Consider the following 25,132-nt stretch of genomic DNA (forward strand, 5'->3'; position numbering starts at 1 on the left):
TCTGGCACTTGACGTTCGCTCCGCTCCGTCAAGACACCGAAATCGCTTTCTCCCCCTCCAAGGGGGAGAAACTCACATCCGGAACACGCCGAACCGTGTCTCCTCCACCGGCGCGTTGAGCGCGGTGCGCAGGCTCAGCGCCACCACGTCGCGCGTCGAACGCGGGTCGATGATGCCGTCGTCCCAAAGCCGCGCCGAGGCATAGAACGGGTGCGACTGTTCCTCGAACAGATCGAGCGTCGGCTGCTTGAAGGCGGCCTCCTCATCGGCGCTCCATGTGCCGCCCTTCGTCTCGATGCCGGCGCGCCTGACCGTGGCGAGCACGCCCGCCGCCTGCGCGCCGCCCATCACGGCGATGCGCGCGTTCGGCCACATCCACAGGAAATTCGGCGCATAGGCGCGCCCGCACATGCCGTAATTTCCCGCCCCATACGAGCCGCCGATGATCACGGTCACCTTGGGCACGGCCGCGGTGGAGACGGCCTGCACCAGCTTGGCGCCATCCTTGGCGATGCCGCCGGCCTCGTACTTCGAGCCGACCATGAAGCCGGTGATGTTCTGCAGGAACAGGAGCGGGATCCTGCGCTGGCAGCACAGTTCGATGAAGTGCGCGCCCTTCAGCGAGCTTTCGGAAAACAGCACCCCATTGTTGGCGAGGATGCCGACCGGAACCCCGTCGATATGTGCAAAGCCGGTGACCAGCGTCGCGCCGTAGCGCGGCTTGAACTCGGCGAAGTCCGAGCCGTCGACAATCCGCGCAATGACCTCGCGCACATCATAGGGCGTCTTCGGATCGGCCGGGATCAGATCGAGCAGATCGTCCGGATCGTCGCGCGGTGGCACGGGCGCCTTGAGCGCGATGGCCGGTTCCGGCGCCGGGCGGAGATCGGCGACGATCCGGCGGGCCAGCGCCAGCGCGTGATGATCGTCATCGGCGAGATAGTCGGCAACGCCCGACAGGCGCGTGTGCGTGTCGCCGCCGCCCAGCGTTTCCGCATCGACCACCTCGCCGGTCGCTTCCTTCACCAGCGGCGGGCCTGCCAGGAAGATCGTGCCCTGCTCGCGTACGATGATGGTCTGGTCGCTCATCGCAGGCACATAGGCGCCGCCCGCCGTGCACGAACCCATCACCACCGCGATCTGGGCGATGCCCTTGGCGCTCATCCGCGCCTGATTGAAAAAGATGCGCCCGAAATGGTCCCGGTCGGGAAACACCTCGTCTTGGTTTGGCAAATTGGCGCCGCCCGAATCGACCAGATAAAGGCACGGCAGCCGGTTTTGCTCGGCGATTTCCTGGGCGCGCAGGTGCTTCTTGACGGTCAGCGGATAGTAGGTCCCGCCCTTCACCGTCGCATCGTTGCACACGATCATGCAGTCGCGGCCCGACACCTTGCCGACACCCGCAATGACCCCGGCGGCGGGAATATCGTCGCCATAGACGCCGCGCGCGGCGAACAGGCCGATTTCGAGGAACGGCGCGCCGGGATCGAGCAGGCCCTCAACCCGGTCACGCGGCAGAAGCTTGCCGCGTTTGAGATGGCGCTCGCGCGATGCCTCCGAGCCGCCGACCATAATCCGCGCGGCCTCGGCGGCGGTCTGTTCGGTCTGGGCGCGCAGCCCGCTCAACGGATCACCTCGATCGGACAGCCGACCTCGAGGCCGGCCCAGGCCCTGTCGGCGGTCAGCACGGTCGCCCCGCTGCGCACGCCCAGCGCCAGGCAGGCGCGATCACCCAGCGACAGCCCGGACTTCTTCGTCACGCTTCGAAGCGCAGCGGCCTCGGCAGCCTGGTCGGCATCGAAGGCGATCGTCTGCGTTCTCAGAAGATCGAGCGTTTCCCGCACTTCCTGATCCGAGTAGCCCTTGTCGATCAGCCGCGTCATGATCTCGGCGAGGTTGACCGCGCTGATCGCCAGCGAACTGATACGGTCCTTGACGTTCTCTCCTCCGGGCTCATCAAACAGCGCCGCAAGGACCGCCGAACTGTCGGCCACGACGTTCATGCGTCTTCGTTCCACATCGCCTTGCGCTCGGCGAGGAACGTGTCGACCACCCTTTCGCCCGGCTTCTTGTGCCGGGCGGCAATTGACGCTGCCCTGCGAAACGCGGTGCGTGGCGAGATCACCCTGAGTTCCCCATCCTGCACCGCCGCCGAAACCTGGCCGTCTTCGTCGAGCGCCATGGCAGCGAGAATCTGCGGCGGCAGCACGAGCCGTCCGTTCTCGATCTCAAGGCGTATCGGCGACGTCGTGCCCGGCTCGCCGGATACCGTCTTCTTCCTGGCGGCTTTCATCCTGTCGGCTTCCAGAACATTGCGGACGTGCTGATAGCGGATCTCGAGCAACCGGGCGATGTCGGCGCGCTTGTAGCCCCGCTCATCGAGGGCGCGAATCTTGGCGGACTTGGTCGGCAGCGTATCGATCGCCCCCCTGACATCCTCGGGCAAGCTGTTCATTGCAGACCTCCAATAGGGAACAACAGTACCTATATAACCTACAATAGAAATCCAAACAACAACAGGTACTACCTCGTCTCCGCGAACAGTTCCCGGCCGATCAGCATGCGGCGGATTTCGCTGGTGCCGGCGCCGATCTCGTAGAGCTTGGCGTCGCGCAGCAGCCGTCCGGTCGGATAGTCGTTGATATAGCCGTTGCCGCCCAGGCACTGGATCGCTTCGAGCGCGATCTGCGTCGCCTTTTCGGCGCTGTAGAGGATGCATCCGGCGGCGTCCTTGCGCGTCGTCTCGCCCCGGTCGGCGGCCTGCGCCACGGCATAGACGTAAGCGCGACAAGCGTTCATGGTCGTGTACATGTCCGCCAGCTTGCCCTGCATGAGCTGGAATTCGCCGATAGGCCGTCCGAACTGCTCGCGCTCGTGCACGTAGGGGACGACCACGTCCATCGCCGCGGCCATGATGCCAAGCGGCCCGCCGGCGAGCACGATCCGCTCATAGTCGAGACCGGACATGAGCACGTTGACGCCCCTGCCCTCCTCGCCGAGCACGTTCTCGAACGGCACCTCGCAATCCTCGAACACCAGCTCGCCCGTATCCGAGCCGCGCATGCCCAGCTTGTCGAGCTTCTGCGCCGTCGAAAAACCGGCCATGTCCTTTTCGATCAGGAACGCGGTGATGCCGCGCGGGCCAGCCTCCGGATCGGTCTTGGCATAGACCACCAGAACGTCGGCGGTCGGGCCGTTGGTGATCCACATCTTGTTGCCGTTCAGCACGTAGCGGTCGTTCCTCTTGTCAGCGCGCAGCTTCATCGAGACCACGTCCGAGCCCGATCCCGGCTCGCTCATCGCGAGCGCGCCCAGATGCTCGCCCGAGATCAGGCCGGGCAGATAGCGCGCCCTCTGGTCCTCGCTGCCGTTGCGAGCGATCTGGTTGATGCAAAGGTTCGAATGGGCGCCATAGGAAAGGCCGACCGAAGCCGAGGCGCGGCTGATCTCCTCCATCGCGACGACATGGGCCAGATACCCCATGCCCGCGCCGCCATCGCCCTCGGGCACGGTGATCCCGTGCAGGCCGAGCGCGCCCAGTTCGGGCCACAGATCGCGCGGAAACGCATTTTCCGCATCGATCTCGGCGGCGCGCGGCGCGATCCGTTCGAGCGCAAAGCGCTGCACCATCTCGCGCAGAGCCTCGATCTCCTCGCCGAGCGCGAAATTCATCGTCGCGGTGAACATGTCCCCTCCCGTGCCGGCGCGGCCTATTCGGCCGCTTCGGCAAGTCGCGCCCGTTCGGGCGGCCTGTCAAGCGCCGCGAGCAGCCGGGCCCGTTCTGCGGCCGCCTTGTCCATCGCCTCGTCCTTCACCGGCCCGAAGCCGCGGATCATGTCGGGCACGGACAAGAGATCGCGCGCCGTCTCGAACCGGTCGTCATCGAGCTTGTCGAGCACCGTCTCCACATCGGCCTCGAATTGCGTGATCAGCGCCCGCTCGGCGCGACGCTCGGCCGTGTAGCCGAACGGGTCGAAGGCCGTGCCGCGAAGACCCTTGAAGCGCGCCAGCACGCGCATCACTCGCAGCATCCACGGGCCGAACTCGCGCTTTTTCGGCCGGCCGTTTGCATCCTCGCCGGGCAGGAAGGGCGGCGCCATGTTGAGCGAAAGCCTGATATCGCCCTCGAAGCGGCCGTGCAGGAACCGGTCGAAGGCCGGATCGGCGAACAGCCGTGCCACCTCGTATTCGTCCTTGTAAGAAAGCAGCCTGGCGTAAGCGTGCGCGACCGTGCGGACGAGCGCGTCCCGATCTTCGGGTTCCGACAGGCGCTCGGCGGCAACCGACCGCACGCGGTCGAGCAGGGCCTTGTAGCGTTCGGCGAGCCTTGCATTCTGATAGTCGGTCAGATGGCTGGCGCGATGGGCGATCAGCTCGTCCGTTCCCATCTCGGCCATCGGCCTGAAGCCGTTGCGGTCCGTTTCGAGCGCCTCGATCCGCGCCGGATCATGCGCCATGATCCGGCCCCAGCGGAACGCGTCGATGTTGGCCTTCACTGCCACGCCGTTGATCTCGATCGCCTTTTCGATCGCCTCGGCGCTGAGCGGCACCAGACCCTTCTGCCAGGCAAAGCCGACCATCATGATGTTGGTGGCGATCTCGTCGCCGGCAACGGCCATCGCCGCCCGGCCGAAATCGTGGAAATGCGCGTCCGGACGCACGACCGAACGCACCGTGTCCTCCACCGTGCCCTTCTGGAAGTCGAAATCGCGCTGGCGCACGAACTCGGCGACCGGCGTCAGCCTGGCGTTGACGACGGCATGGGTGCGCTCGGGGTCGCAGCGCACCGTGCCGTCGCGCGAGGCGGCAACGACCGTGTCGGCGGCGAGCAGGAGGTTCGCCCCGCCCGGCGCGATGCGCGGGCTCTTGCGCGGATTGTCCTGCGCCGACAGGCGGATATGGCTCATCACCGCGCCGCCCTTTTGGGCCAGACCGGCCATGTCGAGAACGAGCGGCGCGACGCCCTCGAGCCGCGCGGCCATCGCGATAACGCCGCCGATTGTCAGAACGCCGGTGCCGCCGACGCCGGTGACGGCGATGTTCCAGCTCGGCGCCATTTCCGGCAGCTTCGGCGCAGGCAGATCGTCAACATCGGGCGCCGCCGTCCGGCCGCCCTTCTTCACATTGCCGCCACGGATCGTCACGAAGGACGGGCAGAAGCCCTTCAGGCAGGAATAGTCCTTGTTGCAGGCCGACTGGTTGATCTGCCGCTTGCGGCCCATCTCGGTTTCCAGCGGATCGATGGCGATGCAGTTGGACTGCACCGAACAGTCCCCGCACCCCTCGCAAACGGCCGGATTGATCAGCACGCGCATGTCCGGGTCTTCCATCAGCCCGCGCTTGCGCCGGCGCCGCTTTTCGGCCGCGCAGGTCTGCACATAGACGATGGCCGAAACGCCGGGCGTATCGCGCAGCTCCTTCATCACCGTGTCGATCTCGTCGCGGTGGCGAATGTCGGTGCCCGGCGCAAGATCGGGCGCGCTGTAGGCATCGATATTGTCGCTCATCAGCACGATCGGCCCGACGCCCTCATTGTGGAGCTGGCGCGTCAATTGCTGCGGGCTCAGCGTGCCGTCGATCGGCTGGCCGCCGGTCATCGCGACCGCATCGTTGTAGAGCAGCTTGTAGGTCATGTTGGCGCCGGCCGAGACGGCCTGCCGGATCGCCAGGATGCCGGAGTGGAAATAGGTGCCGTCGCCCAGGTTGACGAAGACGTGGCTCTCGTCGGTGTAGCGCGAGACCGCCGTCCAGGGCACGCCCTCCCCGCCCATCTGCGTGAAGGTCTCGGTGTTCCGGTCCATCCACTGGACCATGTAGTGGCAGCCGATGCCGGCCAGCGCGCGCGAACCCTCGGGCACCTTCGTGGAGGTGTTGTGCGGGCAGCCGGCGCAATAATGCGGCATGCGGGTGACCGCCGGCACGTGGCTTTCGGAGAAGCGCTCGCGTTCCTCCAGATAGGCAAGCCGCGCCTTGATCTGCATCCTGAGCCCGTCATCGATGCCGTCGAGCCGCAGCACGCGGTCGGCGATCGCGCGCGCCACCGCGCCGACCGACAGGCCCTTTGACAGCGACAGGAACGGCTGGTCGTTCTCGTCGAACTTGCCGACGATGCGCGGGCGCACATCGGCGCGCCAGTTGAACAGGTGCATCTTGATCTGGTTCTCGATGATCTCGCGCCGTTCCTCGACGACCAGCACCTCCTCGAGACCCCTGGAGAATTCGCGCACCCCCTCCGGCTCGAGCGGCCATGTCATGCGCACCTTGTAGAGCCGCAGGCCGATATGGGCGGCTTCTTCCTCGCCGATGCCCAGTTCAAAGAGCGCCTGGCGGACATCCTCATACGCCTTGCCCGAACCGGCGATGCCGAATCGCGCGTTCGGGCAATCCATTGTGATCTCGTCGACCCGGTTGGCGCGGGCGAAGGCAAGCGCCGCATAGGGCTTGATCTCCTGCAGGCGCTGGTCCTGCACCAGCGGCGGATCGGGCCATCTGAGGTTCACCCCGCCGGGCGGCAGGTCGAAGTCCGGGATGACGAACTCGCGCCGCTCGCCGGCGAGATCGACGACCGAGGTGGTCTCGACCGTGTCGGAGATGAACTTCATGCCCACCCAGAGGCCCGAATAGCGCGACATGGCGATGCCGAGCAGACCCAGTTCGAGAAATTCGTGGATCGAGGACGGGTAGAGGCACGGAATGATCGCCGAGGCGAACGCGTGGTCCGACTGGTGCGGCACGGTCGAGGACTTGCAGGTGTGGTCGTCGCCGGCCAGGCACAACACGCCGCCATGGGCCGCCGAGCCGGCCGCGTTGCCATGCTTGAAGACGTCGCCCGACCTGTCGACACCCGGCCCCTTGCCGTACCAGATGCCGAGCACGCCGTCCTTGCGGGCGCCCGGCGAAAGCCCGACCTGCTGCGTGCCCCAGACCGCGGTCGCGGCCAGTTCCTCGTTGACGCCGGGCTGGAAGGTGACGTCGTGCTCGTCCAGATGCCTCTGCGCGCGCAGAAGCTGCTGGTCGTAGCCGCCGAGCGGCGAGCCTCTGTAGCCGGTCACGAACGCGGCGGTGTTCAGCCCGGCCGCCCGGTCGCGGCGCATCTGCACGATCGGCAGACGCACGAGCGCCTGCATGCCGGTCATGTACACCACGCCTTCTTGCGCGGTGTAAGTGTCGTCCAGGCGGACGGCATGGATGGTCATGGGTCTTTCCCTCCTCCGGCGCCGGAGGCGCGCGGAGCGGCACGGCGTGCCGATCTCGGGAAGGGCCGGACGGCGGCGCGTTGGCGCCGCTGCCGCCATCACCAGCGCGGCAAGGCCGTGCCCTGGCTGGTGTTTGCAACTGCGGCCAATCTAGGACGCGATTCGGCCGGCGGGCAAGAAAAAGCGCAGCGCAGCCGGCAAAGACGCGGTCGTCATCTTCGGCCGATCTGAAGAAGATCAAGCAAAGTGTTGAACTGGCTGGCGAACCCGGCAGGACTCGAACCTGCGACCTGATGATTAGAAGTCACCTGCTCTATCCAGCTGAGCTACGGGTCCGTTGCGCCGCATATAGACATGCGGCCCTGCGGCACGCAATTGCCCGGCATGCCTGAACAAGGCAAGGCGCCGGGCGCTTGTGGCAACCCGTCAGTGGGTCCAGGGCGTGCGGCGGTCGTACTTGAAATTGTCCGCATAGGCCTGGCGCCGACGCTTGGGCTCCTGCGGCTCCTCGATCCGGTAGGCGATGCCGTGCTTTTCGGCATAGGAGACCGCCGCTTCCTTCGTGGCGAAACGAAGCCGCACCTGCTGGCGCATGTCGGACGAGGACGTATAGCCCATCAGCGGCTCGACCCGGCGCGGCTGCTCGCGGTCGAACTCAAGCACCCAATGGCCGGTCTTGGCCTTGCCCGACTGCATGGCCGTCTTGGACGGGCTGTAGATGCGCGCGCTCATCGGCGTCTCCCATCGGTCTCGATCCGGCGGCCGGACGCACAACGCCGGTCGCGCCAGGTTTCCGCACTTGGGCGGCCATTGGTCGGAGCGGCAGGATTCGAACCTGCGACCCTCTGGTCCCAAACCAGATGCGCTACCAGGCTGCGCTACGCTCCGAAATGGCCCTTGCGGCTCCGACCGCATACACGCGACCGGCACACCCGGCAAGTGGGGCGATGCGGGCCTGCAAGGCCTGTCAGGGCGCGCCGATCGCCGGATGGTCCAGCCGGTCGCCGGCGGCAATGCCGAGCCGTTCGGCCGTGCCGGCATGGACCTCGAGGACATATTGCGCCGGCGCGCCAGAACGGATCGAGGCGGTGGAGAACGGCACGGTCCGCTCGGCCACGCGCACGATCGTTCCGGCCCCGTCGGCGAAGATGATGTCGAGCGAGGTCGGCGTGTTCTGCATCCAGAAGCTGCGCGGCGCCTCGCCGTCGAAGACGAACAGCATCGCGCGGTCCTCGGGCAGGTCGGTGCGGTGCATGAGCCCGCGCGCGCGCTCCGCGCCCGTCCGGGCGATTTCGAGGTCGAACCGCGCCTTCGTCTCGCCGTCCGCGCCGACCACGTCCAGAGCGACGGCATCGACCGGAAGGCGCATCGGCTCCTGCGCCCGGACGGGGCCGGCGGCCACCGCCACGACCAGCAGCAGGACCGGCACGATCGTCGTCCTGAAAGCAAGCGCAACCATCGCCGTCAGATGGCGCCGCCGGTCGCCGCGATCAATGATCAATGGGACGATGGCGGCTGAACGCCGATATCGGGATAGATCTCGGCCGCCATCAGCCCCTTTTCGCCTTCGCCGAACCGGGCGATGACCACCTGGCCGGGCCGCAGTTCGGTCAGTCCGAAGCGGCGCAGCGTCTCCATGTGCACGAAGATGTCGGGCGTGCCCTCGCCCCGCGTCAGAAAGCCGAAGCCCTTGGTCCGGTTGAACCATTTGACGATCACCCGTTCGAGCCCGCTGGTCGGCGTCACGTTGACGTGGGTGCGTGGTTCGCTGGAGGCCGGATGCACCGCGGTCGAGGTATCCATGGAGATGACGCGGAAGGCCTGGTAGCCGCGCTCGCCGCGCCTCGCCTCGCAAACGATCCGCGCCCCCTCGAGCGCGGTCTGGAACCCGTCCCGACGCAGGCAGGTCACGTGCAGCATCACATCACCATAGCCGGCCTCGTCGGGGACGATGAAGCCGTAGCCCTTGGCGATGTCGAACCACTTGATCTGTCCGGCGATCTCGACAAGCCCGGCGACGCCCCCGCCACTCGCCGCATCGGCCGTCCGGCCAACGTCCTTGTCCTTGCCTGACTGCGAGCCATCACTCATACGACAAACATCCCCGCCACGCCCGGGCGTCGGTGGACCAGATGCGTCCGGGCCGTGATTCGCGGTGAGGATAGCACTAGGACGGCCGATTGCGGCAAGTGCGAAATCCCCGATTGTCCGGAATAGGACTCGCGGACGGGCTTGACGCGGGGACACTGTGAATAAGTATGAGGAAGTCGGTCTCCGAAGCCGGCTCCGTGTTTGCGGGCGCGGCAGAAATGCTGCACCGCCCACCAAGCTGACGATCTCAGGAAGGGCAAGGATGCGATATCTCCACACCATGGTGCGCGTGCGCGACATCGACGAGTCGCTCGATTTCTACTGCGGCAAGCTGGGCCTTGAGGAAATCCGGCGCCACGAGAACGACAAGGGTCGGTTCACGCTGATCTTCCTGGCCGCCCCGGAGGACAAGCAGGCAGCGCTCGACACCCGGGCGCCGATGATCGAACTGACCTACAACTGGGACCCCGAGGAGTATCAGGGCGGCCGCAATTTCGGCCATCTGGCCTATGTGGTCGACGACATCTACGAGACCTGCCAGCGGCTCGCCGATGGCGGCGTCACCATCAATCGGCCGCCGCGCGACGGGCACATGGCGTTCGTGCGCTCGCCGGACGGCATCTCGATCGAGCTGCTGCAGAAGGGCGATGCCCTGCCCCCTGCCGAGCCCTGGGCATCGATGGAGAACACCGGAAGCTGGTAGGCCGGCGCGCCGCCGCCACAATCGCGGGCCGGCCGCTGCCTTGATCGCTCCACTTTTTGGCCGTATTCGGCACGTATCGCTCGCCGAGCGTTCTGATCGGGGCACGTCGGGACGCGTGAGAAGGGCTCGCGAAAGACACGACGGACACCGGACGTCGGGATCGGCTCAATGGTAACCATGGGTTAACCACGACCGTTCCTTATGGCTTCACCACCGGTGGTTGAGGGGACCATATTTCTTGAAACCGAAACCTGGCATCGCTGCTGATGGACGCTTCTGGCGCGCGGCCGGTGCGTTCTCGGCGGCGTTGATCGTATCGGCCTGCACCTCGGCAACCATCGACACTGTCGCGACCGGCCTTCAGCGGGCGCCCATGCCGGGCTCGGAATCCGTGATGGCCCTCGGCGACGCCGATATGCTTCCCGATCCGGACGTACGGCCCGGTGCGCCGGTGGGCATGGCCGATGCCGGCCCGGTCGCCGATGACGCCGGAACGCAGACCGCCGGCGCCAACGCCTTCGCCGGCCCGACGCCGACGGCCCCGACGGCGGTCGCGCTCGGCGAGCCGTCGACGGCCCCCGCCGGAGCCGGTGCCGAAACTCAGCCGGTCGAAACCGCCCTTGCCGCCAGTGACGACACCGCCGTTTCGAACGGCGTCGCGCCCGATGCCGCGAACGGCACCGCCGGCGCCGATCTCGCCACCCAGCGTATCATGGCCGCCGAGAACGCGCCCACCGCCGCATCGCCCGATGGCGCCGATGCCGAGGTGCCCGCCGCCATTGCAAGCGCGCCGCAGCCCGCCAATCCGACCGCGTCGATCGCCCAGGGACAATCCGACAGCCGGAACCGACCGGGCTTCCTGAACGCGCTGTTCGGCAGCCGCCGCGACGACTCCGGCCGTCCGCGCCCATTGGTTGCGACCGCATCCGCCAGCGAGACGCCAAGGCGCGTCATCGCCGAGCCGGCCGAACAGCCGCGCCCGGTGATCGCATCGGCCTCGGCGCGCGGCAGCGCCGCGGGCCTGCCCGGTTTCAGCCGTGAACGCGCCTTCGGCATCAACAGCGACGACGGAGCCGGCGAGGATGCGCCCGTGCAACTCGCCTCCGCCGCCGGTCTGGCGCGGCTCGCGCCGAACGGGCTGCGCACCCAGCATTCCGGCGTCGACGTCGCCTGCCTGAAGCCGGCGCTCGTGCGCGTGCTCAAGCGTATCGAGCAGCGCTACGGTCAGCCGGTGATCATCACTTCGGGCTATCGCAGCCCGTCGCGCAACCGCGCGGCGCGTGGCGCCAAGAACTCGCTGCACATGTATTGCGCGGCAGCCGACATCCAGGTGCCGGGCGTCAGCAAGTGGGATCTGGCCGCCTATCTGCGCTCGGTTCCGGGACGCGGCGGTGTCGGCACCTACTGCCACACCAAGTCTGTTCACATCGATATCGGTCCCAAGCGGGACTGGAACTGGCGCTGCCGCCGGGGCGGCTGACGCCAAGCCACCAGGGTCCGATCCGCCCGAACGCGGGCAGGCGAACCCTTGCAAAAGGCGCCGCACCACCCCATTTTCCCGCCGGTCGCAAAAAACGGATTTTCGCTTTGCGATCAGGGTTGCGGCGGCAGATGATTGTGCCTATACACCCGCTCACCTTGATGCGCGCCCATCGTCTAGCGGTCTAGGACGCCGCCCTTTCACGGCGGAAACACGGGTTCGAGTCCCGTTGGGCGTGCCACTTCTCCGGCCAGAACTCATCCGGTCCGGCTTCGCGGGCCCCCTGCCACGTATCAGGCCGGCCGTGCCAGATCGTCGATGATCGGGCAGTCGGGCCGGTCGTCGCCATGGCAATGCTCGACCAGTTGCGTCAGCGTCGCGCGCAGCGATTGCAGGTTTGCGATCTTCGCCTCGATCTCGCCGATCTTGTCGAGCGCCAGCGCCTTCACGTCCGCGCTCGCCCGTGCCTCGTCCTCGTAGAGCGACAGCAGCAGCCGGCATTCCTCGATCGAGAACCCCAGGCTCCGCGCACGCTGCACGAACCGCAGCCTGTGGATGTCCCGCTCGGAATAGTCGCGATAGCCGTTGGCCGCGCGCGCCGGGCGGACGAGGCCGATCTCCTCGTAATAGCGGATGGTCTTGGCGGGCAGCTCAGTCGCTTCCGCCGCCGTGCCGATGTTCATCGCCGATCCCCAGTTCCGAATGGCCATAGGTGGCGCGCAGCCGGTCGATCTCGACATCGGTGAAGCCGATCGCGCGGGCGCGCTGCAGGAAGAGCGCAAAGCTGTCCGGTTCGCGCGCGCCGTCGTCGCGCGTTCCAAGTGCCTTTTCCTTCAATGCCCGCTCGTGCTTCATCGTCTCGCTTTCGTCGTTCGGCTTCATCCTACGTGCCCGGACCGCTCGCGGCCTTCTGACATTGTCGTGTGATGATGCGCCAAAGCTTTTTTTTGCGCCTTCCAGTCACAGGAAGGTCAAGCCGCTGGCCGCTGCACAATTCGCAGATGATATGGGGTCACGTACTGGCCCGTTCCACAGCCGGCCGCAGCGACGCGGCGTCGCGGCCGCATGGAGAAGTCAGCCCTGCCCGGCATCGGACGGCGGGTGGATATTGATGAAGAAGGGCCGGCCGCCGACCGTAACGAGCCGTGCTGTGCCCGATCCGAAGGCGTCGGCGATTGCCACGCCAAGTTCGCCGGGAACGGGCTGACCGGCCTCGACGACGCGGTCGCGGCCGTCCGCAAGGTCGGTGATGACCGCCACGGCCCGGCCCGCCGCACGGGCGCGGTTGACCGATTTGAGCACGAACGGATCCATCGCCTAGCCGACCCGCTCGATATAGACACGCATTGTGGCGTCTTCCGGCGATCCGGGTGCCCCGGAGCCATCGAGATCGATGATCTCTGGCGCACCCGATTCGATCACCGCGCGGGCCCGTGCGACGATCGCCGCTTCGATCCTTTCGTTCCCCAACGAGCCAGCGATCGCATCGTCCTCGTCGACCGCCATCTGCTGTCCGACCCGCAGCGCCACGGCCGGCGGACACGCGATGAGCGACGCGATCGCGACCTCGCGCCCCTGTCTCATCGCCCGCTCGGCGAAGTCGAGCGGATGGTCGGAAGCGTCCGTCATCGTGAACATTTCTCCCCCCGGTCGGCCGAGCCTACGGCGTTCCGGCGCCCGCGAAAAGCAGCGCTATCTTGGCTGGTGCTTGCCCTTTGCGATGCGCCGGTGCATCACGGCGCCATGGCTGCGCGCGCACTGTTCCTTGCGGCGATCATCGCCCTTTCGGCCGCCCTGCCGGCGCGGGCCGCCGAGGGCGCGGCGCTGATCGCGCCCATGTCCGGCACGTTCGAGGCGCTCGGGCGCGACATGCGCCGCAGCGCGACCGCGATTTTGGGCGACGACCTGCCGGTGATCGACGATCAGTGCGAGCCCGAACCGGCGGCAGCGGCCGCGCGCGACACGATCGTTGCCGGCGACCGGATCGTCATCGGCCTGCCCTGCATCGATGCGTTCGATGCGGCCATGCCGCTCCTCGCCGAGGCCGCGATCCCGGTGCTCGCCGTCGGCGTGCGCGCGCCCGACATCACCACGCCGCCGCGTGATCATGACGGCCCGTGGCCGGTGTTCCGCGTCGGCCCGCGCACCGGCGACGAGGTCGAGGCGCTCGCCGCCTACGTCGCCGCCGACTGGCGCGAGGAGAATTTCGCGGTGATCGACGACGGCACGCTCTACGGACGCGAACTGTCCGAGGACATCAGGCTGATGCTGGCCGACCGGGCGCTCGAACCGGTGTTCGTCGACACCTACCGGCCGCTTCTGGAGAACCAGACGCCGCTGGTGCGGCGGCTGCAGCGGTCCGGCGCCACCCACGTCATCATTGGCGGCGACGCGCGCGATGCCGCCGTCATCGCCGCCGATGCCGAGCGCATCGGCTACGATCTCACGCTCGCCGGCGGCAGCATCCTGATCGCGCCGCCCGACGATGGCCGCCTGCCCGACGGCACCATCATCGCCGCGGTACCGTACGATATGGATCTGGCCGCGATGGCCGCCCGGATCGCCAGGCAGGCGCTCGCATCGGACCTGCCGATCGCCGAAGCGCTGCGCATCGCGACCTTCGCCACGGCCGCCGGGCCCCTTTCCTTCAACGCCACCGGCGAACCGGACCTCGACTTCGTGCGCATTCACGCGGTCCGCGACGGCCGACCGCAACCAGTGCCAGCAAACGGGGACGGATGACGCCATGACGCCCGGAGACCGCAACCTGATCACCGACATTGCCGGCCTGAAGGTCGGCCAGGCGACCCATGCCCGCATCAAGTCGGGCGTCACCGCGATCATCTGCGACGAGCCGGCGGCCGCCGGCGTCAAGGTGCTCGGCGGCGCCCCCGGCACGCGCGAGACCGACCTGCTCGAACCACACAACACGGTCGAGGGCGTCGATGCGATCGTGCTCGCCGGCGGATCGGCCTTCGGTCTCGATGCGGCCGCCGGCGTGCAGGACTGGCTGGCCGAGCAGGGACGCGGCTTTCCCGTCGGCCCGCACCGCGTGCCGATCGTGCCTGCGGCGATCCTGTTCGACCTGATCAATGGCGGCGACAAGAACTGGGGCGACAGGTCGCCCTATCGCGCGCTCGGCAATCTCGCCGCGCAGAGCGCCGGGCCCGATTTCGCGATCGGCAGCCATGGCGCCGGCGCGGGCGCGCTGACCGCCACCCTCAAGGGCGGCCTCGGCTCGGCCTCGGCAATCCTTGACCGGCCGGGCCTGACGGTGGGCGCGCTCGTCGCGGTCAATTGCCTGGGCGCGGTCACCGTCGGCGACACGCCCCATTTCTGGGCCGCCCCGTTCGAACAGGATGGCGAGTTCGGCGATCTCGGACCCGCCCATCCGTTTCCGGCCGATGCAACCGATCTGCGCATCAAGTTCCGCGACCTGGTCTCGGACGGCGCCCCCGTGAACACCACCATCGGCGTCGTTGCGACCGACGCAAAGCTCACCAAGGCCCAGTGCAAGCGGCTGGCGATCGCCGCCCATGACGGGCTCGCCCGCGCGATATGGCCCGCACACACCCCGTTCGACGGCGATTGCATCTTCGCCCTGTCCACCGGCCGCGCCGACACCGGACCCGATCTGGACGTCTTCGTCGATCTGTGCGCGGCCGCCGCCTCGACCATGGCGCGCGCCGTCGCGCGCGGCGTCTATGCGGCCCATGAAGAGCCGGGGGATATCATGCCGCCCTGGTCGGCGCGCCGTTGACACGGGCCCCTGCCCGCGCCAACCCCGAACCAGACAGACCCGGAAGCCGCCATGCGTGACATCAAGATCGCACCCTCCATCCTCGCCTCCGATTTCGCCAGGCTGGGCGAGGAGGTGCGCGACGTCGTCGCCGCCGGCGCGGACTGGATCCATCTCGACGTGATGGACGGCCATTTCGTGCCCAACATCTCCTACGGGCCCGACGTGATCGCCGCGCTGCGCAAGCACACGGACGCACCCTTCGACTGTCACCTGATGATCGCGCCGGCCGATCCGTACCTGGAAGCCTTCGCAAGAGCCGGCTGCGACGTGATCACCGTGCATGCCGAGGCAGGACCGCACCTGCACCGGTCGCTGCAGGCGATCCGGGCGCTCGGCAAGAAGGCCGGCGTCTCGCTGAACCCGGCAACGCCCGCTTCGGCCATCGAACATGTCATTGATATGGTCGATCTGGTTCTGGTGATGAGCGTCAATCCGGGCTTCGGCGGGCAGAAGTTCATCGAGGCCGTGCTGCCCAAGATCGCGGCGATCGACGCGATGATCGGCGACCGCCCGATCGATCTGGAAGTCGATGGCGGCATCACCGCCGAGACCGCCGGCCCCTGCGCCAGGGCCGGCGCCAACGCCTTCGTGGCCGGTTCTGCCGTCTTCAAGGGCGGGACAATCGAGGCCTATCGTGCTAGCATCGGGGCCATTCGGGCGGCGGCGACGGACAACCGGCCATAGGAGGTCGATATGGTTGGCGTTTTCTTCTGCAGGCTGCGCGCCTGCCTGGCTCTGGCGCTCATCGCCGCGCTGCTGGTCTTCAATCTCACATCGCAATCGCGGGCGGGCGATGCGGCCACGCTGAACATTCTGGGTTTCTCCTCGGACGGGTCGGTCTTCGCCTTCGAGGAATATGGCGTGCAGGACGGTTCCGGCTTCCCCTACGCGAACCGTTTCTACATCGACACCGAGACCGATACCTTCATGCCCGGTTCGCCGGTCCGCAAACGCATCGACGACGAATCGGCCAGCGTTTCGGAGGTCCGCGCCCAGGCCCGCAGCGCCGGCCAGGCGATTATCTCCGACGCGCTGCTTGCGGCCAATCCCGGCTACACGGCCGGGCTGAACCCGATCACCGAACTGTCGGCCGATCCGTTCCGCATGGTCGTCAATCCACGGCCCGTTAATCCGCCGATCGACGCGCCGCTCGAGGTGCGCCTGTCCGAGATGCAGTTCGCCGCCGAACCGCCCTGCGACGGCGTCACCGACGCCAGCATCGGCTTCCGGCTGGTGAAGATCGACCCGACGCCCGGCGGCACGACCGAACTGCTCAACGAGGATGACAGCGTGCCCTCAAGCCGCGGCTGCCCGCTGGGCTATTCCATCGGCGGGGTCCAGACCTTCTTCCCCGACAAGGCCGACCCGGTCTTCGCGGTGCTGATCGCAATCCGCTCGTTCGGCTTTGAGGGCCCCGACTTCCGCTGGATGGCCGTGACCGGACCGATCGCGCCCTGACCGGCCGGCCCGCGATGAGCGATGGCGCTTCACGTGCCGCCTCGCGCGCACAAGGCATCAGGCTGGCGATCGCAGCGCCGGCGCTAGCGGCCGCCATCGCCGTCTGGACCCTTGCCTCGCTGACGCTGCGCTTCGGATGGGCCCTCGGGCCTCAGCCTGTCACGGTCGCCGCGATCTTCGGCGCCGGCGCGGGCATCGGGTTCGCCATCGCCGCCTTCTTCGCGACACTCGTTGCGACCGGCACCCGCCGCAGGATGGCACTGACCTTCGGCATCGCCGTCGCAACCATTCTGGCGAGCACGCTGGCGCTCTATTTCCTCGAACACCGCGCCTATTTCAGCCAGTGGCACGGCCCCGCCCTGTCGCGGGTCTGGTTCATCCAGCAGTTCTACACCGGCGTCGCGGCGGCCGGCCACGTGGCGGTCCTCGGAACCCGCTATCTCGGCCTGCCCGCCTTGGCGCTTCTGGCCCTTGCGAGCTGGTGGACACACCGCAACGCCGATTGAGTGTCGGGTCCGGCCCTGATAGGGCAAACCATCCCGCCACCGCCCTTGCAGGTTCGCCATGATCCCCCGCTATTCGCGACCCGAAATGGTCGCCATCTGGTCGCCCGAGACGAAGTTCCGCATCTGGTTCGAGATCGAGGCGCATGCCTGTGACGCACTCGCCAAGGCCGGCGTCATTCCCGAGCGCGCCGCCCAGATCATCTGGGAAAAGGCGGGGTCCGCCACCTTCGACGTGGCCCGGATCGACGAGATCGAACGCGAAACGCGCCATGACGTCATCGCCTTCCTGACCCATCTGGCCGAGATCGTCGGGCCCGAAGCGCGCTTCGTCCACCAGGGCATGACCTCGTCGGACGTGCTCGACACCTGCCTTGCCGTGCAGCTCTCGCGCGCCGCCGACATCCTGCTCGCCGATCTGGACGCGCTGCTCGCCGCGCTCAAACGCCGCGCCTTCGAGCACAAGGACACGATCACCATCGGTCGCAGCCACGGCATCCATGCCGAGCCGACCACATTCGGTCTCAAGCTCGCCCAGGCCCATGCCGAATTCGAGCGCTGCAAGTGCCGGCTCGAGGCGGCCCGTGCCGACATCGCCACCTGCGCCATCTCCGGCGCCGTCGGCACTTTCGCCAACATCGATCCGGCCATCGAGGCGCATGTCGCCGACGCGATGGGGCTGACCGCAGAACCGATCTCGACCCAGGTGATCCCGCGCGACCGGCACGCCATGTTCTTCGCCACGCTCGGCGTGATCGCCTCGTCGGTCGAGCGGCTGGCCGTCGAGGTGCGGCATCTGCAGCGCACCGAGGTGCTCGAGGCCGAGGAGTATTTCGCGCCCGGCCAGAAGGGCTCGTCGGCCATGCCGCATAAGCGTAACCCGGTCCTGACCGAGAACCTGACCGGCCTTGCGCGCATGGTGCGCGGCTACGTCACCCCGGCGCTGGAGAACGTCGCGCTGTGGCACGAGCGCGATATCTCTCATTCCTCGGTCGAGCGCATGATCGGCCCGGACGCGACGATCACGCTCGACTTCGCGCTGCACCGGCTGACCGGGGTTATCGACAAGCTCGTGGTCTATCCCGAGGCGATGGAAGCCAACCTGCATCGGTTTCGCGGCCTGATCCACTCCCAGCGCGTGCTGCTGGCGCTCACCCAGGCGGGCGTGTCGCGCGAGGACGCCTACCGGCTCGTCCAGCGCAATGCGATGAAGGTGTGGGAGCAGGGCAAGGATTTCCTGGACGAACTGCTCGCCGACGACGATGTCCGCGCCCATCTGTCCGAAGACGAGATCCGTGCCCGGTTCGACCTCGGCTACCACACCAAACATGTCGACACGATCTTCACGCGGGTCTTCGGCGAGAGCTGACCTCAGCCGTCCGGGCATAGCGAAGGGCTGCCCTGCGCCAGCCACTGGTCGAGCGGCAGCCGGCGCGGCTCCAGGGAGACGGTCATTTCGGTCGTCTCTTCGCCGATGATGCCCCTTCCCGTGAACACGTTGATGTCGCAGCCACCGGCGGCATCGGGATCGAGCGTGTCGCGATGGTCGTATGTGAACCCGGCGACCAGCAGGTCGCCGTCGCGCCATGCGAGCGTGACGGTCTGGTACCAGCGGCTGCGACCGACCGCTTCATTCTTCGAGATCAGTTGCAGGGAACCGGCGTCGGTGAACGCCACCGCCGGCCGGTTGCCGACCATGCCGCCCGGCAGGCCGCCCCAGGCGGCATCGGCGTAGACGCGCCACGGCTGAAGCGCGCCTTTGTCGAGGCCCGTACCGCGCAGCAGGACCAGCGCATGGTCGTCATGCGCCTCGTCCGCGCCGGGCGCGATGAGAAGCGCGGCGTCGCTCGCCCCGTCGCCATCGAGATCGCCGCTCGCCACCGACACGATCCGGTCGAGCGCGACGGCTTCAAGGTCGCCGGCCTGCCCAGGCACGGCGGCAAGGAGTGCGACGAACAGGGCCAGGTAACGGACCGTCACCCTTTGTGACCACGTTCGATGCGCTTTACGAAATTGATTTTCCATCGCTTTTCATCCCGTTCACGAGAGCGAGGCCAATTCTGTCGGCGTGAAACGCACCGTGCGCGAACCCATCGCCATCGCAACGCATTTGTTCAGCACCCTGAGTTGGGGGCAAGTCCAATGGAGGACATCATGACCGACGAACGCGACTACTACTCCACCCATCGCGCCCCGGGCCGCGGCGAAAGCTCATCGAGCGGCATGCGGTGGGGCGGACTGGCGCTGATCGCCCTTGTGCTGCTGATGGCCGTCTTTTTCGTGTTCGGCTCGAACGCACCCGAAAACGGGACCGAGGCGCCCGATCTGGCGCCGCCGGCGGCCGAAACGACAGAGCCCGCCCCCGTCGAGCCCGAGCCGGTCGCGCCGATCGAATAAGGCGCAGGACGACATGACGGCCCCGCGGTTGACATCGGCGCGCGGGGCCGCCACCTCGCGGACCATGAAGATCCGCGACGCCGATATCCTCATCATCCCCGGCTACCGCAATTCCGAGCCCGACCATTGGCAGAGCCGGTGGCAGGCGAAGATGGCGACGGCCCGCCGCGTCGAACAGGCCGAGTGGACCAAGCCGGTGTTCGAAGACTGGGTCGCCAGCGCGCAGGAGGCGATCGCCGCCTCGAACGGCGACGCCGTGCTCGTCGCCCATTCGCTGGGTGTCACGACCGCCGTGCACGCGATCCATCGCGCGCCCGAACTGGCCGACAAGGTGCGCGGCGGCTTCTTCGTCGCGCCGCCCGATGTCGCCAATCCGAAGATCCGGCCCCGCCACTTCATGACGTTCGGCCCCTATCCCGAAGACCCTCTGCCGTTTCCCGCCTTCGTGATCGCCAGCCGCGACGATCACTATACGAGCTTCGAGAAGGCCGAGGAGACCGCCGCGAACTGGGGCGCGCTGCTGGTCGACGCTGGCAATTCGGGACATTTGAACGCACAGTCGGGCCACGGGCCGTGGCCGGAAGGACTGATGGTGTTCGCCCGCTTCATGAAGCGGCTGTGACCGTGCCGGTCAGCCGCCCCGCGCGGCCGAAAGCACCGCCTGCGCGCCCCGGTTGACGATCGCCGCATCGAAGCCGGCCGCGATCAGCCCGAACCCCATCTGCGCGTAACGCGGCGCCATCGCCGGATCGACCGCGAAGATGCCGGCAAGCTTGCCCTTCGCTTTCGCCCGCGCCGCGACATCGGCCACCGCGTCCATCATGTCGTCCAGCGTGGCGTCGACCCCCTGCCCGCCCGTCCAGGCGATCGAGAAGTCGGCCGGACCGACGAACACCGCGTCGATGCCGTCGACATCGAGGATGTCGTCGAGCGCATCGAGCGCGGCGCGCGTTTCGATCATCGCGAAACAGAGCGTGTCGGCATTGGCGCTGTGTAGATAGGCGTTGCCGCCCTCGACGCCGCGCAGCGCGAGCCCCCTTGTCGGGCCCCAGGAGCGCTCGCCGAGCGGAGGATATTTCGTGAAGGCGGCGAGCGCCCGGGCGTCCTCGACCGAATTGATCATCGGCGCGATCACCGCGTCGGCTCCGAAATCGAGCGCGCGCGAGGCCATGTCGAAGCGTCCCACGGGCACGCGGACGATCGCCGGAACCCGCCGCAGGAGCACGGCGGCGACCCCGTCCCAGATCGACGCTTCGTGATGGCCGCCATGCTGCATATCCATGGTGACCGCATCGAAGCCGGCGCCGGCGATCATGCCGACCAGTCCCGCCTCCGGCTGGGCCGACCATGCGGTCAACACCGTCTTGCCGGCGCGCAGCGCACCGGCCAATTCATAGCCGTAGGCGGCCATGTCCCCTCCCCGCCGGATTGCCCGGTTCTTCGTGGTCTAGCTTTTTTCGATCTCTTCGGCGGCCTTGACCATCAACTCGTCCATGGTGCGCCGGATCTGGTGATCGGACTGCTCGACGCCGGCGGCGTCGAAGTCGCCCCTGATCTTGCGGAACACGTCCTCGTCGCCCGGCTCCTCGAAGTCCGCCGCGATCACTTCCTTGGCATAGGCCTCGGCGTCCGCGCCGGTCTTGCCCAGCTTTTCGGCGGCCCACAGGCCGAGCATCTTGTTGCGGCGCGCCTCCGCCTTGAACCGCAACTCGGCGTCGTGGGCGAACTTGTTCTCGAAAGCGTCCTTGCGGTCCTTGATGCTCATCGGTGCTCCTTCGGCGGACGGCCCTGATTGGTGGTGGCTGGTATGTAAGCCTAGCGCCGGTCTAAACCAAATGGTTTGTCAAAGATCAACCGGCCGCGCCACGCGGCGAACCGGCGCGCGGACGGGTGCGAAATTTCATCCGTCAGGGCCCGGCGGCCATTTGTTTTGGCGGTCCGTTTCGGATAAACGGGGCCATTCGATCGACCGCCGTCCGCGCCCCAACCCACTGGCGCGAGCGCGATGTACAAAAGGCCAATGCATGAAACAGCGCCGCCGCATCTACGAGGGCAAGGCGAAGATCCTCTATGAGGGCCCCGAGCCCGGCACTCTGATCCAGCATTTCAAGGATGACGCGACCGCCTACAACGCCGCAAAGCACGATGTCATCGAAGGCAAGGGCGTCCTCAACAACCGGATATCCGAGCATATTTTCACCGCGCTCAACCGGATGGGCATCCCCACCCACTTCATCAAGCGCGTGAACATGCGCGAGCAGCTCATCCGCGAGGTCGAGATCATTCCGGTCGAGATCGTCGTGCGCAACATCGCCGCCGGCTCGCTCTCCCAGCGCCTTGGCATCGACGAGGGCACCGTGCTGCCGCGCTCGATCATCGAGTTCTACTACAAGTCCGATTCGCTCGGCGACCCGCTCGTCTCCGAGGAACACGTGACCGCCTTCGGCTGGGCAAATCCCCAGGAGATCGACGACATGATGGCGCTCGCCATCCGCGTCAACGACTTCCTGTCCGGCCTGTTCCTGGGCATCGGAATCCAGCTCGTCGACTTCAAGATCGAGTGCGGCCGGCTGTTCGAGAACGACATGATGCGGATCGTGGTCGCCGACGAGATCTCGCCCGATTCGTGCCGGCTGTGGGACATCGGCTCGAACGAGAAGCTCGACAAGGACCGCTTCCGCCGCGACATGGGCGGCCTGGTCGAGGCCTACACCGAGGTCGCGCGCCGGCTCGGCATCATGAACGAGAACGAGCGCCCCCGCGCCTCCGGCCCGGTGCTGGTCGCTTCAAAGGACAAGCTTCACTAGGAACCCGCGATGATCGTGCCGGTCGGCCGCTTGGCCGCGTGCCTCGCCATCACCACGCCGCTGGCCGCCTGCGTTGCCGCGCCCGCAGCCGTCGAGGGGGCGTCGCCGCGCGGATGGAGCGCGCTCGGCGAACGCACCTATTCCTGCGCGCGACCCGCCTGCCCCTATCCGGGCCGTGCCGGACACGAACTCGTCGCGCTCGGCCCTTCGGGCGACACGCTGTTCGAGACCAATGACGAGGCGACCCGGCGCGCCTTCCAGAGGGCCTTTGACAGCGCCGTGGAGCGAAGCCGGCTCGGCGCCGGCCGGGACTATCGCATCGAGGGTCCGATCACGCGCGCGATGATCGGCGCGCACGAGACCCTGCGGTTCGCGGTCACCGGAAGCGGCGCGGCCGCCGAGCCCGGCCATGCGATCGTCCTTCGCAAGAACGGGCGCTTCCACATGGTCTTCGCCTTCGCGGACACCGAAACGGCCGCGCGCGCCGCCGCGCTCGACTTCGTCAACGCAATCACGCTGTGAAGGAACCGAACCGCCGATGATCAAGGCCCGCATCACCGTCACCCTCAAGAACGGCGTGCTCGACCCTCAGGGCAAGGCGATCGCCAGCGCGCTCGCAACGCTCGACTTCAAGGATGTGGCCGGCGTCCGGCAGGGAAAGGTGTTCGACATCCAACTCGACCATTCCGACAGGGCGCGCGCCGAAACCGAACTTGCCGACATGTGCCAGAAGCTGCTCGCCAACACGGTGATCGAGGATTATGCGGTGGAGATCGTCTGACCGATGAAGCCCGCCATTGTCCTTCTTCCCGGGCTCAATCGCGACCGCGACATGATCGCCGCGATCGAGACGATCACCGGCAAAAAGCCGCTCACCCTGTGGCAGACAGAGACCGAGATACCGGCGGACGTCGGGCTGGTGATCGTGCCGGGCGGCTTCTCGTTCGGCGATTATCTTCGCTGCGGCGCGATCGGCGCGCGCATGCCCGTGATGCGCGCGGTCGCCGAGGCGGCGGCGCGCGGCGTGCGCGTTCTCGGCGTCTGCAACGGCTTTCAGCTTCTTATCGAAGCGGGCCTTCTGCCCGGCGCGCTGATGCGCAACGCCTCGCTCAACTTCGTCTGCCGCAGCGTGCGCCTTCAGATCGTCAACGCCGACACCGCGTTCACGCGGAACTACCGGCCGGGGCAGATCATCGATTGCCCGGTCGCCCATCACGACGGCAACTATTTCGCCGACGCCGAAACGCTGGCCCGGCTCGAGGGCGACGACCGCATCGTCTTCCGTTACGCCGAAGGCACCAATCCGAACGGTTCGACCGCCGATATCGCCGGCATCGTCAACGCGCGCGGCAACGTGCTCGGCATGATGCCGCATCCGGAAAACCTGGTCGAGCCGGCCCATGGCGGCACCGACGGCCGCGCCCTGTTCGAAAGCGCGCTCGATCTCGTCGAAGCCTGAGCCGGCAGCCTAGCGCAAGGCGGTTTCGAGTTCGCCCGGCGTCGTGCGCGTCACGGTGATCGTCTCGCTCACCGCGTTGCACAGGAACACCAGGTTGGCGTCCACCGAGATCAGCTTGACGGTGTAGTGCGCGCCCGTGTCGGTCATCAGTTCGACATGGGCCTGAGGCGCGCCGAGATGCGACAGCATGCCGTCGACCATCTGCGGACAAAGGTCGAAAGGCGCCTGTCGCTGCAGCATCACCTCCTCGGCCGCATTTGCCGGCGCCCCCACGACGCCCAACACCAGTGCGGCCGTCAGCGCGGCCGCCTGAAAGAGATTCCGTCCCATTGGAATGTCCCCCGGTCTTGAAGTTTGCGGTTTCGTCTCGTCTCCTTGTCTGAGCCCGGCGATTCGTCCGTCGCCTTTGATCCCGATCGGAACAGCCTATGCGTGATTCGCCCATCTCCAAAATCACGAAATGGCGCGAGGTGCCCGCCGGGCTGGCGGCGGGCACGGCACTGCTGTTCGTACTGGCCGGCTGCCAGGCGTTCGAGCCGCCGGGTGGGCCGGTCGTTGCCGAGGTTGACGCGCCTTCGCCGGTGGCCGCCCTGCAGCGCATCAACGAGCGCGGGCTGCAATGCTGGTTCCGCTCGGGCGACCGCGATTTCCGCAACTATGCGATGGTGCCCGAACTCGACACGCGCACCGGCCAGCCGCGCATCCTGATCGTGCGGCGCGGCAATCAGCAGGGTCTGCCGGAACTGGTGATCACCGCCGGCGGCGACCCGGTGCGCATCACGACTTTCGGGCCGCTCGCCGGCGAAAGCCTGTCGGCGCGCATCAATGCCGATATCCTGGCATGGAGCGCCGGCCGGCCGAGTTGCTCGTGATCTGATCCGGACGCCGGCGCGCGAGCCGTCAGCGGCTGCGCTCGAAGAACGGCAGCGACTTGCGGATCTCCGAATCGGCCTGATCGGGCGTCAGACCGATGTCGCGCAGTTCCTCGACGCCGAGCTTGCTCAGGTGAATGCGCGTGCGTCGCTTCTCGTATTTGGCCACGATCATCGCAACGAGCACACGTCCCCACACGCGAAACGGCACGGCGCTCGCCGTATCGTAGCGGACACCGGCAATCGTGAATGGCCGGAAGCGGAACGGTATTGTACCAATTGTACCCATAGCATTGATCTCCATTGTCCCTGTGAGGACATGCATGAGGTACATTGACTCATTGACGGGTACAATATATCGAAT

Annotated in this window: 33 protein-coding genes and 3 tRNA genes; 16 read left to right on the forward strand and 20 right to left on the reverse strand. The window is 67.3% G+C overall.

Annotated elements, in window-relative coordinates:
- Positions 1-72: 72 nt before the first annotated feature.
- The 10 genes from E0E05_RS10240 to E0E05_RS10285 form a co-directional block, all read right to left on the reverse strand.
- On the reverse strand, positions 73-1,626 hold the full coding sequence (locus E0E05_RS10240; RefSeq protein ID WP_280176635.1) for a carboxyl transferase domain-containing protein: 1,554 nt from the start codon (positions 1,624-1,626) through the stop codon (positions 73-75).
- Positions 1,623-2,003 carry a type II toxin-antitoxin system VapC family toxin gene (locus tag E0E05_RS10245; protein WP_131616620.1) on the reverse strand — a complete coding sequence of 127 codons (381 nt, stop codon included), beginning with the start codon at positions 2,001-2,003 and terminating at the stop codon, positions 1,623-1,625. The genes E0E05_RS10240 and E0E05_RS10245 overlap by 4 nt, the downstream gene beginning before the upstream one ends.
- Positions 2,000-2,455, reverse strand: a complete 456-nt coding sequence (locus E0E05_RS10250) for a hypothetical protein (RefSeq protein ID WP_131616621.1) — start codon at positions 2,453-2,455, stop codon at positions 2,000-2,002. The genes E0E05_RS10245 and E0E05_RS10250 overlap by 4 nt, the downstream gene beginning before the upstream one ends.
- A 68-nt stretch (positions 2,456-2,523) precedes the next feature.
- Entirely contained in the window at positions 2,524-3,672 is a 1,149-nt protein-coding gene (locus E0E05_RS10255) for an isovaleryl-CoA dehydrogenase (RefSeq protein WP_473665569.1), read from the reverse strand.
- A 38-nt stretch (positions 3,673-3,710) separates the two neighbouring features.
- Complete coding sequence (locus tag E0E05_RS10260) at positions 3,711-7,196, reverse strand: indolepyruvate ferredoxin oxidoreductase family protein (protein WP_131616623.1); 3,486 nt, start codon at positions 7,194-7,196, stop codon at positions 3,711-3,713.
- 259 nt (positions 7,197-7,455) lie between these two features.
- Positions 7,456-7,532, reverse strand: a tRNA-Arg gene (locus tag E0E05_RS10265).
- Between the two features lie 90 nt (positions 7,533-7,622).
- Positions 7,623-7,928, reverse strand: coding sequence for an ETC complex I subunit (locus E0E05_RS10270; protein ID WP_131616624.1), 306 nt, complete (start codon positions 7,926-7,928; stop codon positions 7,623-7,625).
- A gap of 79 nt (positions 7,929-8,007) precedes the next feature.
- Positions 8,008-8,084 (reverse strand) — tRNA-Pro (locus E0E05_RS10275).
- A gap of 79 nt (positions 8,085-8,163) precedes the next feature.
- Positions 8,164-8,655 carry a DUF192 domain-containing protein gene (locus E0E05_RS10280; protein WP_131616625.1) on the reverse strand — a complete coding sequence of 164 codons (492 nt, stop codon included), beginning with the start codon at positions 8,653-8,655 and terminating at the stop codon, positions 8,164-8,166.
- A gap of 38 nt (positions 8,656-8,693) precedes the next feature.
- Complete coding sequence (locus tag E0E05_RS10285; protein ID WP_039723202.1) at positions 8,694-9,287, reverse strand: cold-shock protein; 594 nt, start codon at positions 9,285-9,287, stop codon at positions 8,694-8,696.
- Positions 9,288-9,549: 262 nt separating this feature from the next.
- On the opposite strand from E0E05_RS10285, the gene E0E05_RS10290 reads away from it, so the two are divergent.
- A complete protein-coding gene (locus E0E05_RS10290) occupies positions 9,550-9,990 on the forward strand; it encodes a VOC family protein (RefSeq protein ID WP_039723203.1) in 441 nt (146 codons plus the stop codon).
- 207 nt (positions 9,991-10,197) lie between these two features.
- Here E0E05_RS10290 and E0E05_RS17800 read toward each other — a convergent pair whose 3' ends face one another.
- Positions 10,198-10,329 carry a hypothetical protein gene (locus tag E0E05_RS17800; RefSeq protein ID WP_280176636.1) on the reverse strand — a complete coding sequence of 44 codons (132 nt, stop codon included), beginning with the start codon at positions 10,327-10,329 and terminating at the stop codon, positions 10,198-10,200.
- A gap of 55 nt (positions 10,330-10,384) precedes the next feature.
- Here E0E05_RS17800 and E0E05_RS10295 point away from each other — a divergent pair, with 55 nt between their 5' ends.
- Both E0E05_RS10295 and E0E05_RS10300 read left to right on the forward strand, forming a co-directional pair.
- On the forward strand, positions 10,385-11,470 hold the full coding sequence (locus E0E05_RS10295) for a D-Ala-D-Ala carboxypeptidase family metallohydrolase (protein WP_244597680.1): 1,086 nt from the start codon (positions 10,385-10,387) through the stop codon (positions 11,468-11,470).
- A 165-nt stretch (positions 11,471-11,635) separates the two neighbouring features.
- Positions 11,636-11,711 (forward strand) — tRNA-Glu (locus tag E0E05_RS10300).
- Between the two features lie 52 nt (positions 11,712-11,763).
- Here E0E05_RS10300 and cueR read toward each other — a convergent pair.
- The 4 genes from cueR to E0E05_RS10320 form a co-directional block, all read right to left on the reverse strand.
- Entirely contained in the window at positions 11,764-12,153 is a 390-nt protein-coding gene (gene cueR / locus E0E05_RS10305) for a Cu(I)-responsive transcriptional regulator (protein ID WP_131616626.1), read from the reverse strand.
- Positions 12,122-12,352: a hypothetical protein gene (locus E0E05_RS10310; RefSeq protein ID WP_131616627.1), complete on the reverse strand. Its 231-nt coding sequence runs from the start codon at positions 12,350-12,352 to the stop codon at positions 12,122-12,124. The genes cueR and E0E05_RS10310 overlap by 32 nt, the downstream gene beginning before the upstream one ends.
- Before the next feature lie 192 nt (positions 12,353-12,544).
- Complete coding sequence (locus E0E05_RS10315; protein ID WP_131616628.1) at positions 12,545-12,772, reverse strand: hypothetical protein; 228 nt, start codon at positions 12,770-12,772, stop codon at positions 12,545-12,547.
- A gap of 15 nt (positions 12,773-12,787) precedes the next feature.
- Complete coding sequence (locus tag E0E05_RS10320) at positions 12,788-13,108, reverse strand: XdhC family protein (protein WP_131616629.1); 321 nt, start codon at positions 13,106-13,108, stop codon at positions 12,788-12,790.
- A 105-nt stretch (positions 13,109-13,213) separates the two neighbouring features.
- Between E0E05_RS10320 and E0E05_RS10325 the strand changes: the two genes are divergently transcribed.
- From E0E05_RS10325 to purB, 6 genes are read left to right on the forward strand one after another with little or no spacing between them, the layout of a single operon-like run.
- Positions 13,214-14,212, forward strand: a complete 999-nt coding sequence (locus tag E0E05_RS10325; protein WP_158629339.1) for an ABC transporter substrate-binding protein — start codon at positions 13,214-13,216, stop codon at positions 14,210-14,212.
- 4 nt (positions 14,213-14,216) lie between these two features.
- Positions 14,217-15,230 (forward strand): P1 family peptidase, encoded by a 1,014-nt coding sequence (locus E0E05_RS10330; RefSeq protein WP_131616631.1) that lies wholly within the window; start codon positions 14,217-14,219, stop codon positions 15,228-15,230.
- 51 nt (positions 15,231-15,281) lie between these two features.
- Positions 15,282-15,956, forward strand: coding sequence for a ribulose-phosphate 3-epimerase (gene rpe, locus E0E05_RS10335; RefSeq protein WP_131616632.1), 675 nt, complete (start codon positions 15,282-15,284; stop codon positions 15,954-15,956).
- 9 nt (positions 15,957-15,965) lie between these two features.
- Positions 15,966-16,730, forward strand: a complete 765-nt coding sequence (locus tag E0E05_RS10340; protein ID WP_131616633.1) for a DUF2259 domain-containing protein — start codon at positions 15,966-15,968, stop codon at positions 16,728-16,730.
- A 14-nt stretch (positions 16,731-16,744) separates the two neighbouring features.
- Entirely contained in the window at positions 16,745-17,236 is a 492-nt protein-coding gene (locus E0E05_RS10345; RefSeq protein ID WP_131616634.1) for a hypothetical protein, read from the forward strand.
- A 58-nt stretch (positions 17,237-17,294) separates the two neighbouring features.
- Positions 17,295-18,602, forward strand: a complete 1,308-nt coding sequence (purB, locus tag E0E05_RS10350) for an adenylosuccinate lyase (RefSeq protein ID WP_131616635.1) — start codon at positions 17,295-17,297, stop codon at positions 18,600-18,602.
- A 2-nt stretch (positions 18,603-18,604) separates the two neighbouring features.
- On the opposite strand, the gene E0E05_RS10355 is transcribed toward purB, so the two are convergent.
- On the reverse strand, positions 18,605-19,213 hold the full coding sequence (locus E0E05_RS10355) for a hypothetical protein (protein ID WP_131616636.1): 609 nt from the start codon (positions 19,211-19,213) through the stop codon (positions 18,605-18,607).
- 174 nt (positions 19,214-19,387) lie between these two features.
- Between E0E05_RS10355 and E0E05_RS10360 the strand changes: the two genes are divergently transcribed.
- A complete protein-coding gene (locus tag E0E05_RS10360) occupies positions 19,388-19,630 on the forward strand; it encodes a hypothetical protein (RefSeq protein WP_131616637.1) in 243 nt (80 codons plus the stop codon).
- A gap of 64 nt (positions 19,631-19,694) precedes the next feature.
- Positions 19,695-20,252 (forward strand): RBBP9/YdeN family alpha/beta hydrolase, encoded by a 558-nt coding sequence (locus E0E05_RS10365; RefSeq protein ID WP_131617996.1) that lies wholly within the window; start codon positions 19,695-19,697, stop codon positions 20,250-20,252.
- A gap of 9 nt (positions 20,253-20,261) precedes the next feature.
- On the opposite strand, the gene E0E05_RS10370 is transcribed toward E0E05_RS10365, so the two are convergent.
- Complete coding sequence (locus tag E0E05_RS10370; protein ID WP_131616638.1) at positions 20,262-21,041, reverse strand: HpcH/HpaI aldolase family protein; 780 nt, start codon at positions 21,039-21,041, stop codon at positions 20,262-20,264.
- Between the two features lie 36 nt (positions 21,042-21,077).
- On the reverse strand, positions 21,078-21,395 hold the full coding sequence (locus E0E05_RS10375) for a DUF1476 domain-containing protein (RefSeq protein WP_131616639.1): 318 nt from the start codon (positions 21,393-21,395) through the stop codon (positions 21,078-21,080).
- 259 nt (positions 21,396-21,654) lie between these two features.
- Here E0E05_RS10375 and purC point away from each other — a divergent pair, with 259 nt between their 5' ends.
- From purC to purQ, 4 genes are read left to right on the forward strand one after another with little or no spacing between them, the layout of a single operon-like run.
- Complete coding sequence (gene purC, locus E0E05_RS10380) at positions 21,655-22,437, forward strand: phosphoribosylaminoimidazolesuccinocarboxamide synthase (protein WP_131616640.1); 783 nt, start codon at positions 21,655-21,657, stop codon at positions 22,435-22,437.
- 9 nt (positions 22,438-22,446) lie between these two features.
- Complete coding sequence (locus E0E05_RS10385; protein ID WP_131616641.1) at positions 22,447-22,959, forward strand: hypothetical protein; 513 nt, start codon at positions 22,447-22,449, stop codon at positions 22,957-22,959.
- 16 nt (positions 22,960-22,975) lie between these two features.
- Positions 22,976-23,218 carry a phosphoribosylformylglycinamidine synthase subunit PurS gene (purS, locus tag E0E05_RS10390; RefSeq protein ID WP_131616642.1) on the forward strand — a complete coding sequence of 81 codons (243 nt, stop codon included), beginning with the start codon at positions 22,976-22,978 and terminating at the stop codon, positions 23,216-23,218.
- A gap of 3 nt (positions 23,219-23,221) precedes the next feature.
- Positions 23,222-23,896, forward strand: coding sequence for a phosphoribosylformylglycinamidine synthase subunit PurQ (gene purQ, locus E0E05_RS10395; RefSeq protein WP_131616643.1), 675 nt, complete (start codon positions 23,222-23,224; stop codon positions 23,894-23,896).
- Positions 23,897-23,905: 9 nt separating this feature from the next.
- On the opposite strand, the gene E0E05_RS10400 is transcribed toward purQ, so the two are convergent.
- The gene (locus E0E05_RS10400; protein ID WP_131616644.1) at positions 23,906-24,226 is read right to left on the reverse strand and encodes a hypothetical protein; all 321 of its coding nucleotides are present in this window, start codon (positions 24,224-24,226) and stop codon (positions 23,906-23,908) included.
- Between the two features lie 98 nt (positions 24,227-24,324).
- Between E0E05_RS10400 and E0E05_RS10405 the strand changes: the two genes are divergently transcribed.
- The gene (locus E0E05_RS10405) at positions 24,325-24,768 is read left to right on the forward strand and encodes a hypothetical protein (RefSeq protein WP_131616645.1); all 444 of its coding nucleotides are present in this window, start codon (positions 24,325-24,327) and stop codon (positions 24,766-24,768) included.
- A gap of 28 nt (positions 24,769-24,796) precedes the next feature.
- Here E0E05_RS10405 and E0E05_RS17690 read toward each other — a convergent pair whose 3' ends face one another.
- Entirely contained in the window at positions 24,797-25,057 is a 261-nt protein-coding gene (locus E0E05_RS17690) for a DUF1127 domain-containing protein (protein ID WP_244597683.1), read from the reverse strand.
- Positions 25,058-25,132: the final 75 nt, after the last annotated feature.

The sequence above is a fragment of the Roseitalea porphyridii genome, assembly GCF_004331955.1.
Classification (GTDB): Bacteria; Pseudomonadota; Alphaproteobacteria; order Rhizobiales; family Rhizobiaceae; genus Roseitalea; species Roseitalea porphyridii.

What these genes read in the sequence shown, in the direction of transcription:
- purQ (WP_131616643.1), top strand. Translation starts at nt 23,222, where the DNA reads ATGAAGCCCGCCATTGTCCTTCTTCCCGGGCTCAATCGCGACCGCGAC.
- E0E05_RS10285 (WP_039723202.1), bottom strand. Translation starts at nt 9,287, where the DNA reads ATGAGTGATGGCTCGCAGTCAGGCAAGGACAAGGACGTTGGCCGGACG.
- E0E05_RS10295 (WP_244597680.1), top strand. Translation starts at nt 10,385, where the DNA reads ATGGCCCTCGGCGACGCCGATATGCTTCCCGATCCGGACGTACGGCCC.
- E0E05_RS10340 (WP_131616633.1), top strand. Translation starts at nt 15,966, where the DNA reads ATGGTTGGCGTTTTCTTCTGCAGGCTGCGCGCCTGCCTGGCTCTGGCG.
- E0E05_RS10385 (WP_131616641.1), top strand. Translation starts at nt 22,447, where the DNA reads ATGATCGTGCCGGTCGGCCGCTTGGCCGCGTGCCTCGCCATCACCACG.
- rpe (WP_131616632.1), top strand. Translation starts at nt 15,282, where the DNA reads ATGCGTGACATCAAGATCGCACCCTCCATCCTCGCCTCCGATTTCGCC.
- E0E05_RS10325 (WP_158629339.1), top strand. Translation starts at nt 13,214, where the DNA reads ATGGCTGCGCGCGCACTGTTCCTTGCGGCGATCATCGCCCTTTCGGCC.
- E0E05_RS10290 (WP_039723203.1), top strand. Translation starts at nt 9,550, where the DNA reads ATGCGATATCTCCACACCATGGTGCGCGTGCGCGACATCGACGAGTCG.
- E0E05_RS10310 (WP_131616627.1), bottom strand. Translation starts at nt 12,352, where the DNA reads ATGAAGCCGAACGACGAAAGCGAGACGATGAAGCACGAGCGGGCATTG.
- E0E05_RS10280 (WP_131616625.1), bottom strand. Translation starts at nt 8,655, where the DNA reads ATGGTTGCGCTTGCTTTCAGGACGACGATCGTGCCGGTCCTGCTGCTG.
- purS (WP_131616642.1), top strand. Translation starts at nt 22,976, where the DNA reads ATGATCAAGGCCCGCATCACCGTCACCCTCAAGAACGGCGTGCTCGAC.
- E0E05_RS10400 (WP_131616644.1), bottom strand. Translation starts at nt 24,226, where the DNA reads ATGGGACGGAATCTCTTTCAGGCGGCCGCGCTGACGGCCGCACTGGTG.
- purC (WP_131616640.1), top strand. Translation starts at nt 21,655, where the DNA reads ATGAAACAGCGCCGCCGCATCTACGAGGGCAAGGCGAAGATCCTCTAT.
- E0E05_RS10270 (WP_131616624.1), bottom strand. Translation starts at nt 7,928, where the DNA reads ATGAGCGCGCGCATCTACAGCCCGTCCAAGACGGCCATGCAGTCGGGC.
- E0E05_RS10245 (WP_131616620.1), bottom strand. Translation starts at nt 2,003, where the DNA reads ATGAACGTCGTGGCCGACAGTTCGGCGGTCCTTGCGGCGCTGTTTGAT.
- E0E05_RS10375 (WP_131616639.1), bottom strand. Translation starts at nt 21,395, where the DNA reads ATGAGCATCAAGGACCGCAAGGACGCTTTCGAGAACAAGTTCGCCCAC.
- E0E05_RS10255 (WP_473665569.1), bottom strand. Translation starts at nt 3,672, where the DNA reads ATGAATTTCGCGCTCGGCGAGGAGATCGAGGCTCTGCGCGAGATGGTG.
- E0E05_RS10345 (WP_131616634.1), top strand. Translation starts at nt 16,745, where the DNA reads ATGAGCGATGGCGCTTCACGTGCCGCCTCGCGCGCACAAGGCATCAGG.
- E0E05_RS10320 (WP_131616629.1), bottom strand. Translation starts at nt 13,108, where the DNA reads ATGTTCACGATGACGGACGCTTCCGACCATCCGCTCGACTTCGCCGAG.
- E0E05_RS17690 (WP_244597683.1), bottom strand. Translation starts at nt 25,057, where the DNA reads ATGGGTACAATTGGTACAATACCGTTCCGCTTCCGGCCATTCACGATT.
- E0E05_RS10330 (WP_131616631.1), top strand. Translation starts at nt 14,217, where the DNA reads ATGACGCCCGGAGACCGCAACCTGATCACCGACATTGCCGGCCTGAAG.
- E0E05_RS10250 (WP_131616621.1), bottom strand. Translation starts at nt 2,455, where the DNA reads ATGAACAGCTTGCCCGAGGATGTCAGGGGGGCGATCGATACGCTGCCG.
- E0E05_RS10370 (WP_131616638.1), bottom strand. Translation starts at nt 21,041, where the DNA reads ATGGCCGCCTACGGCTATGAATTGGCCGGTGCGCTGCGCGCCGGCAAG.
- E0E05_RS10405 (WP_131616645.1), top strand. Translation starts at nt 24,325, where the DNA reads ATGCGTGATTCGCCCATCTCCAAAATCACGAAATGGCGCGAGGTGCCC.
- E0E05_RS10260 (WP_131616623.1), bottom strand. Translation starts at nt 7,196, where the DNA reads ATGACCATCCATGCCGTCCGCCTGGACGACACTTACACCGCGCAAGAA.
- cueR (WP_131616626.1), bottom strand. Translation starts at nt 12,153, where the DNA reads ATGAACATCGGCACGGCGGCGGAAGCGACTGAGCTGCCCGCCAAGACC.
- E0E05_RS10365 (WP_131617996.1), top strand. Translation starts at nt 19,695, where the DNA reads ATGAAGATCCGCGACGCCGATATCCTCATCATCCCCGGCTACCGCAAT.
- E0E05_RS17800 (WP_280176636.1), bottom strand. Translation starts at nt 10,329, where the DNA reads ATGGTTGCCGAGGTGCAGGCCGATACGATCAACGCCGCCGAGAACGCA.
- E0E05_RS10360 (WP_131616637.1), top strand. Translation starts at nt 19,388, where the DNA reads ATGACCGACGAACGCGACTACTACTCCACCCATCGCGCCCCGGGCCGC.
- purB (WP_131616635.1), top strand. Translation starts at nt 17,295, where the DNA reads ATGATCCCCCGCTATTCGCGACCCGAAATGGTCGCCATCTGGTCGCCC.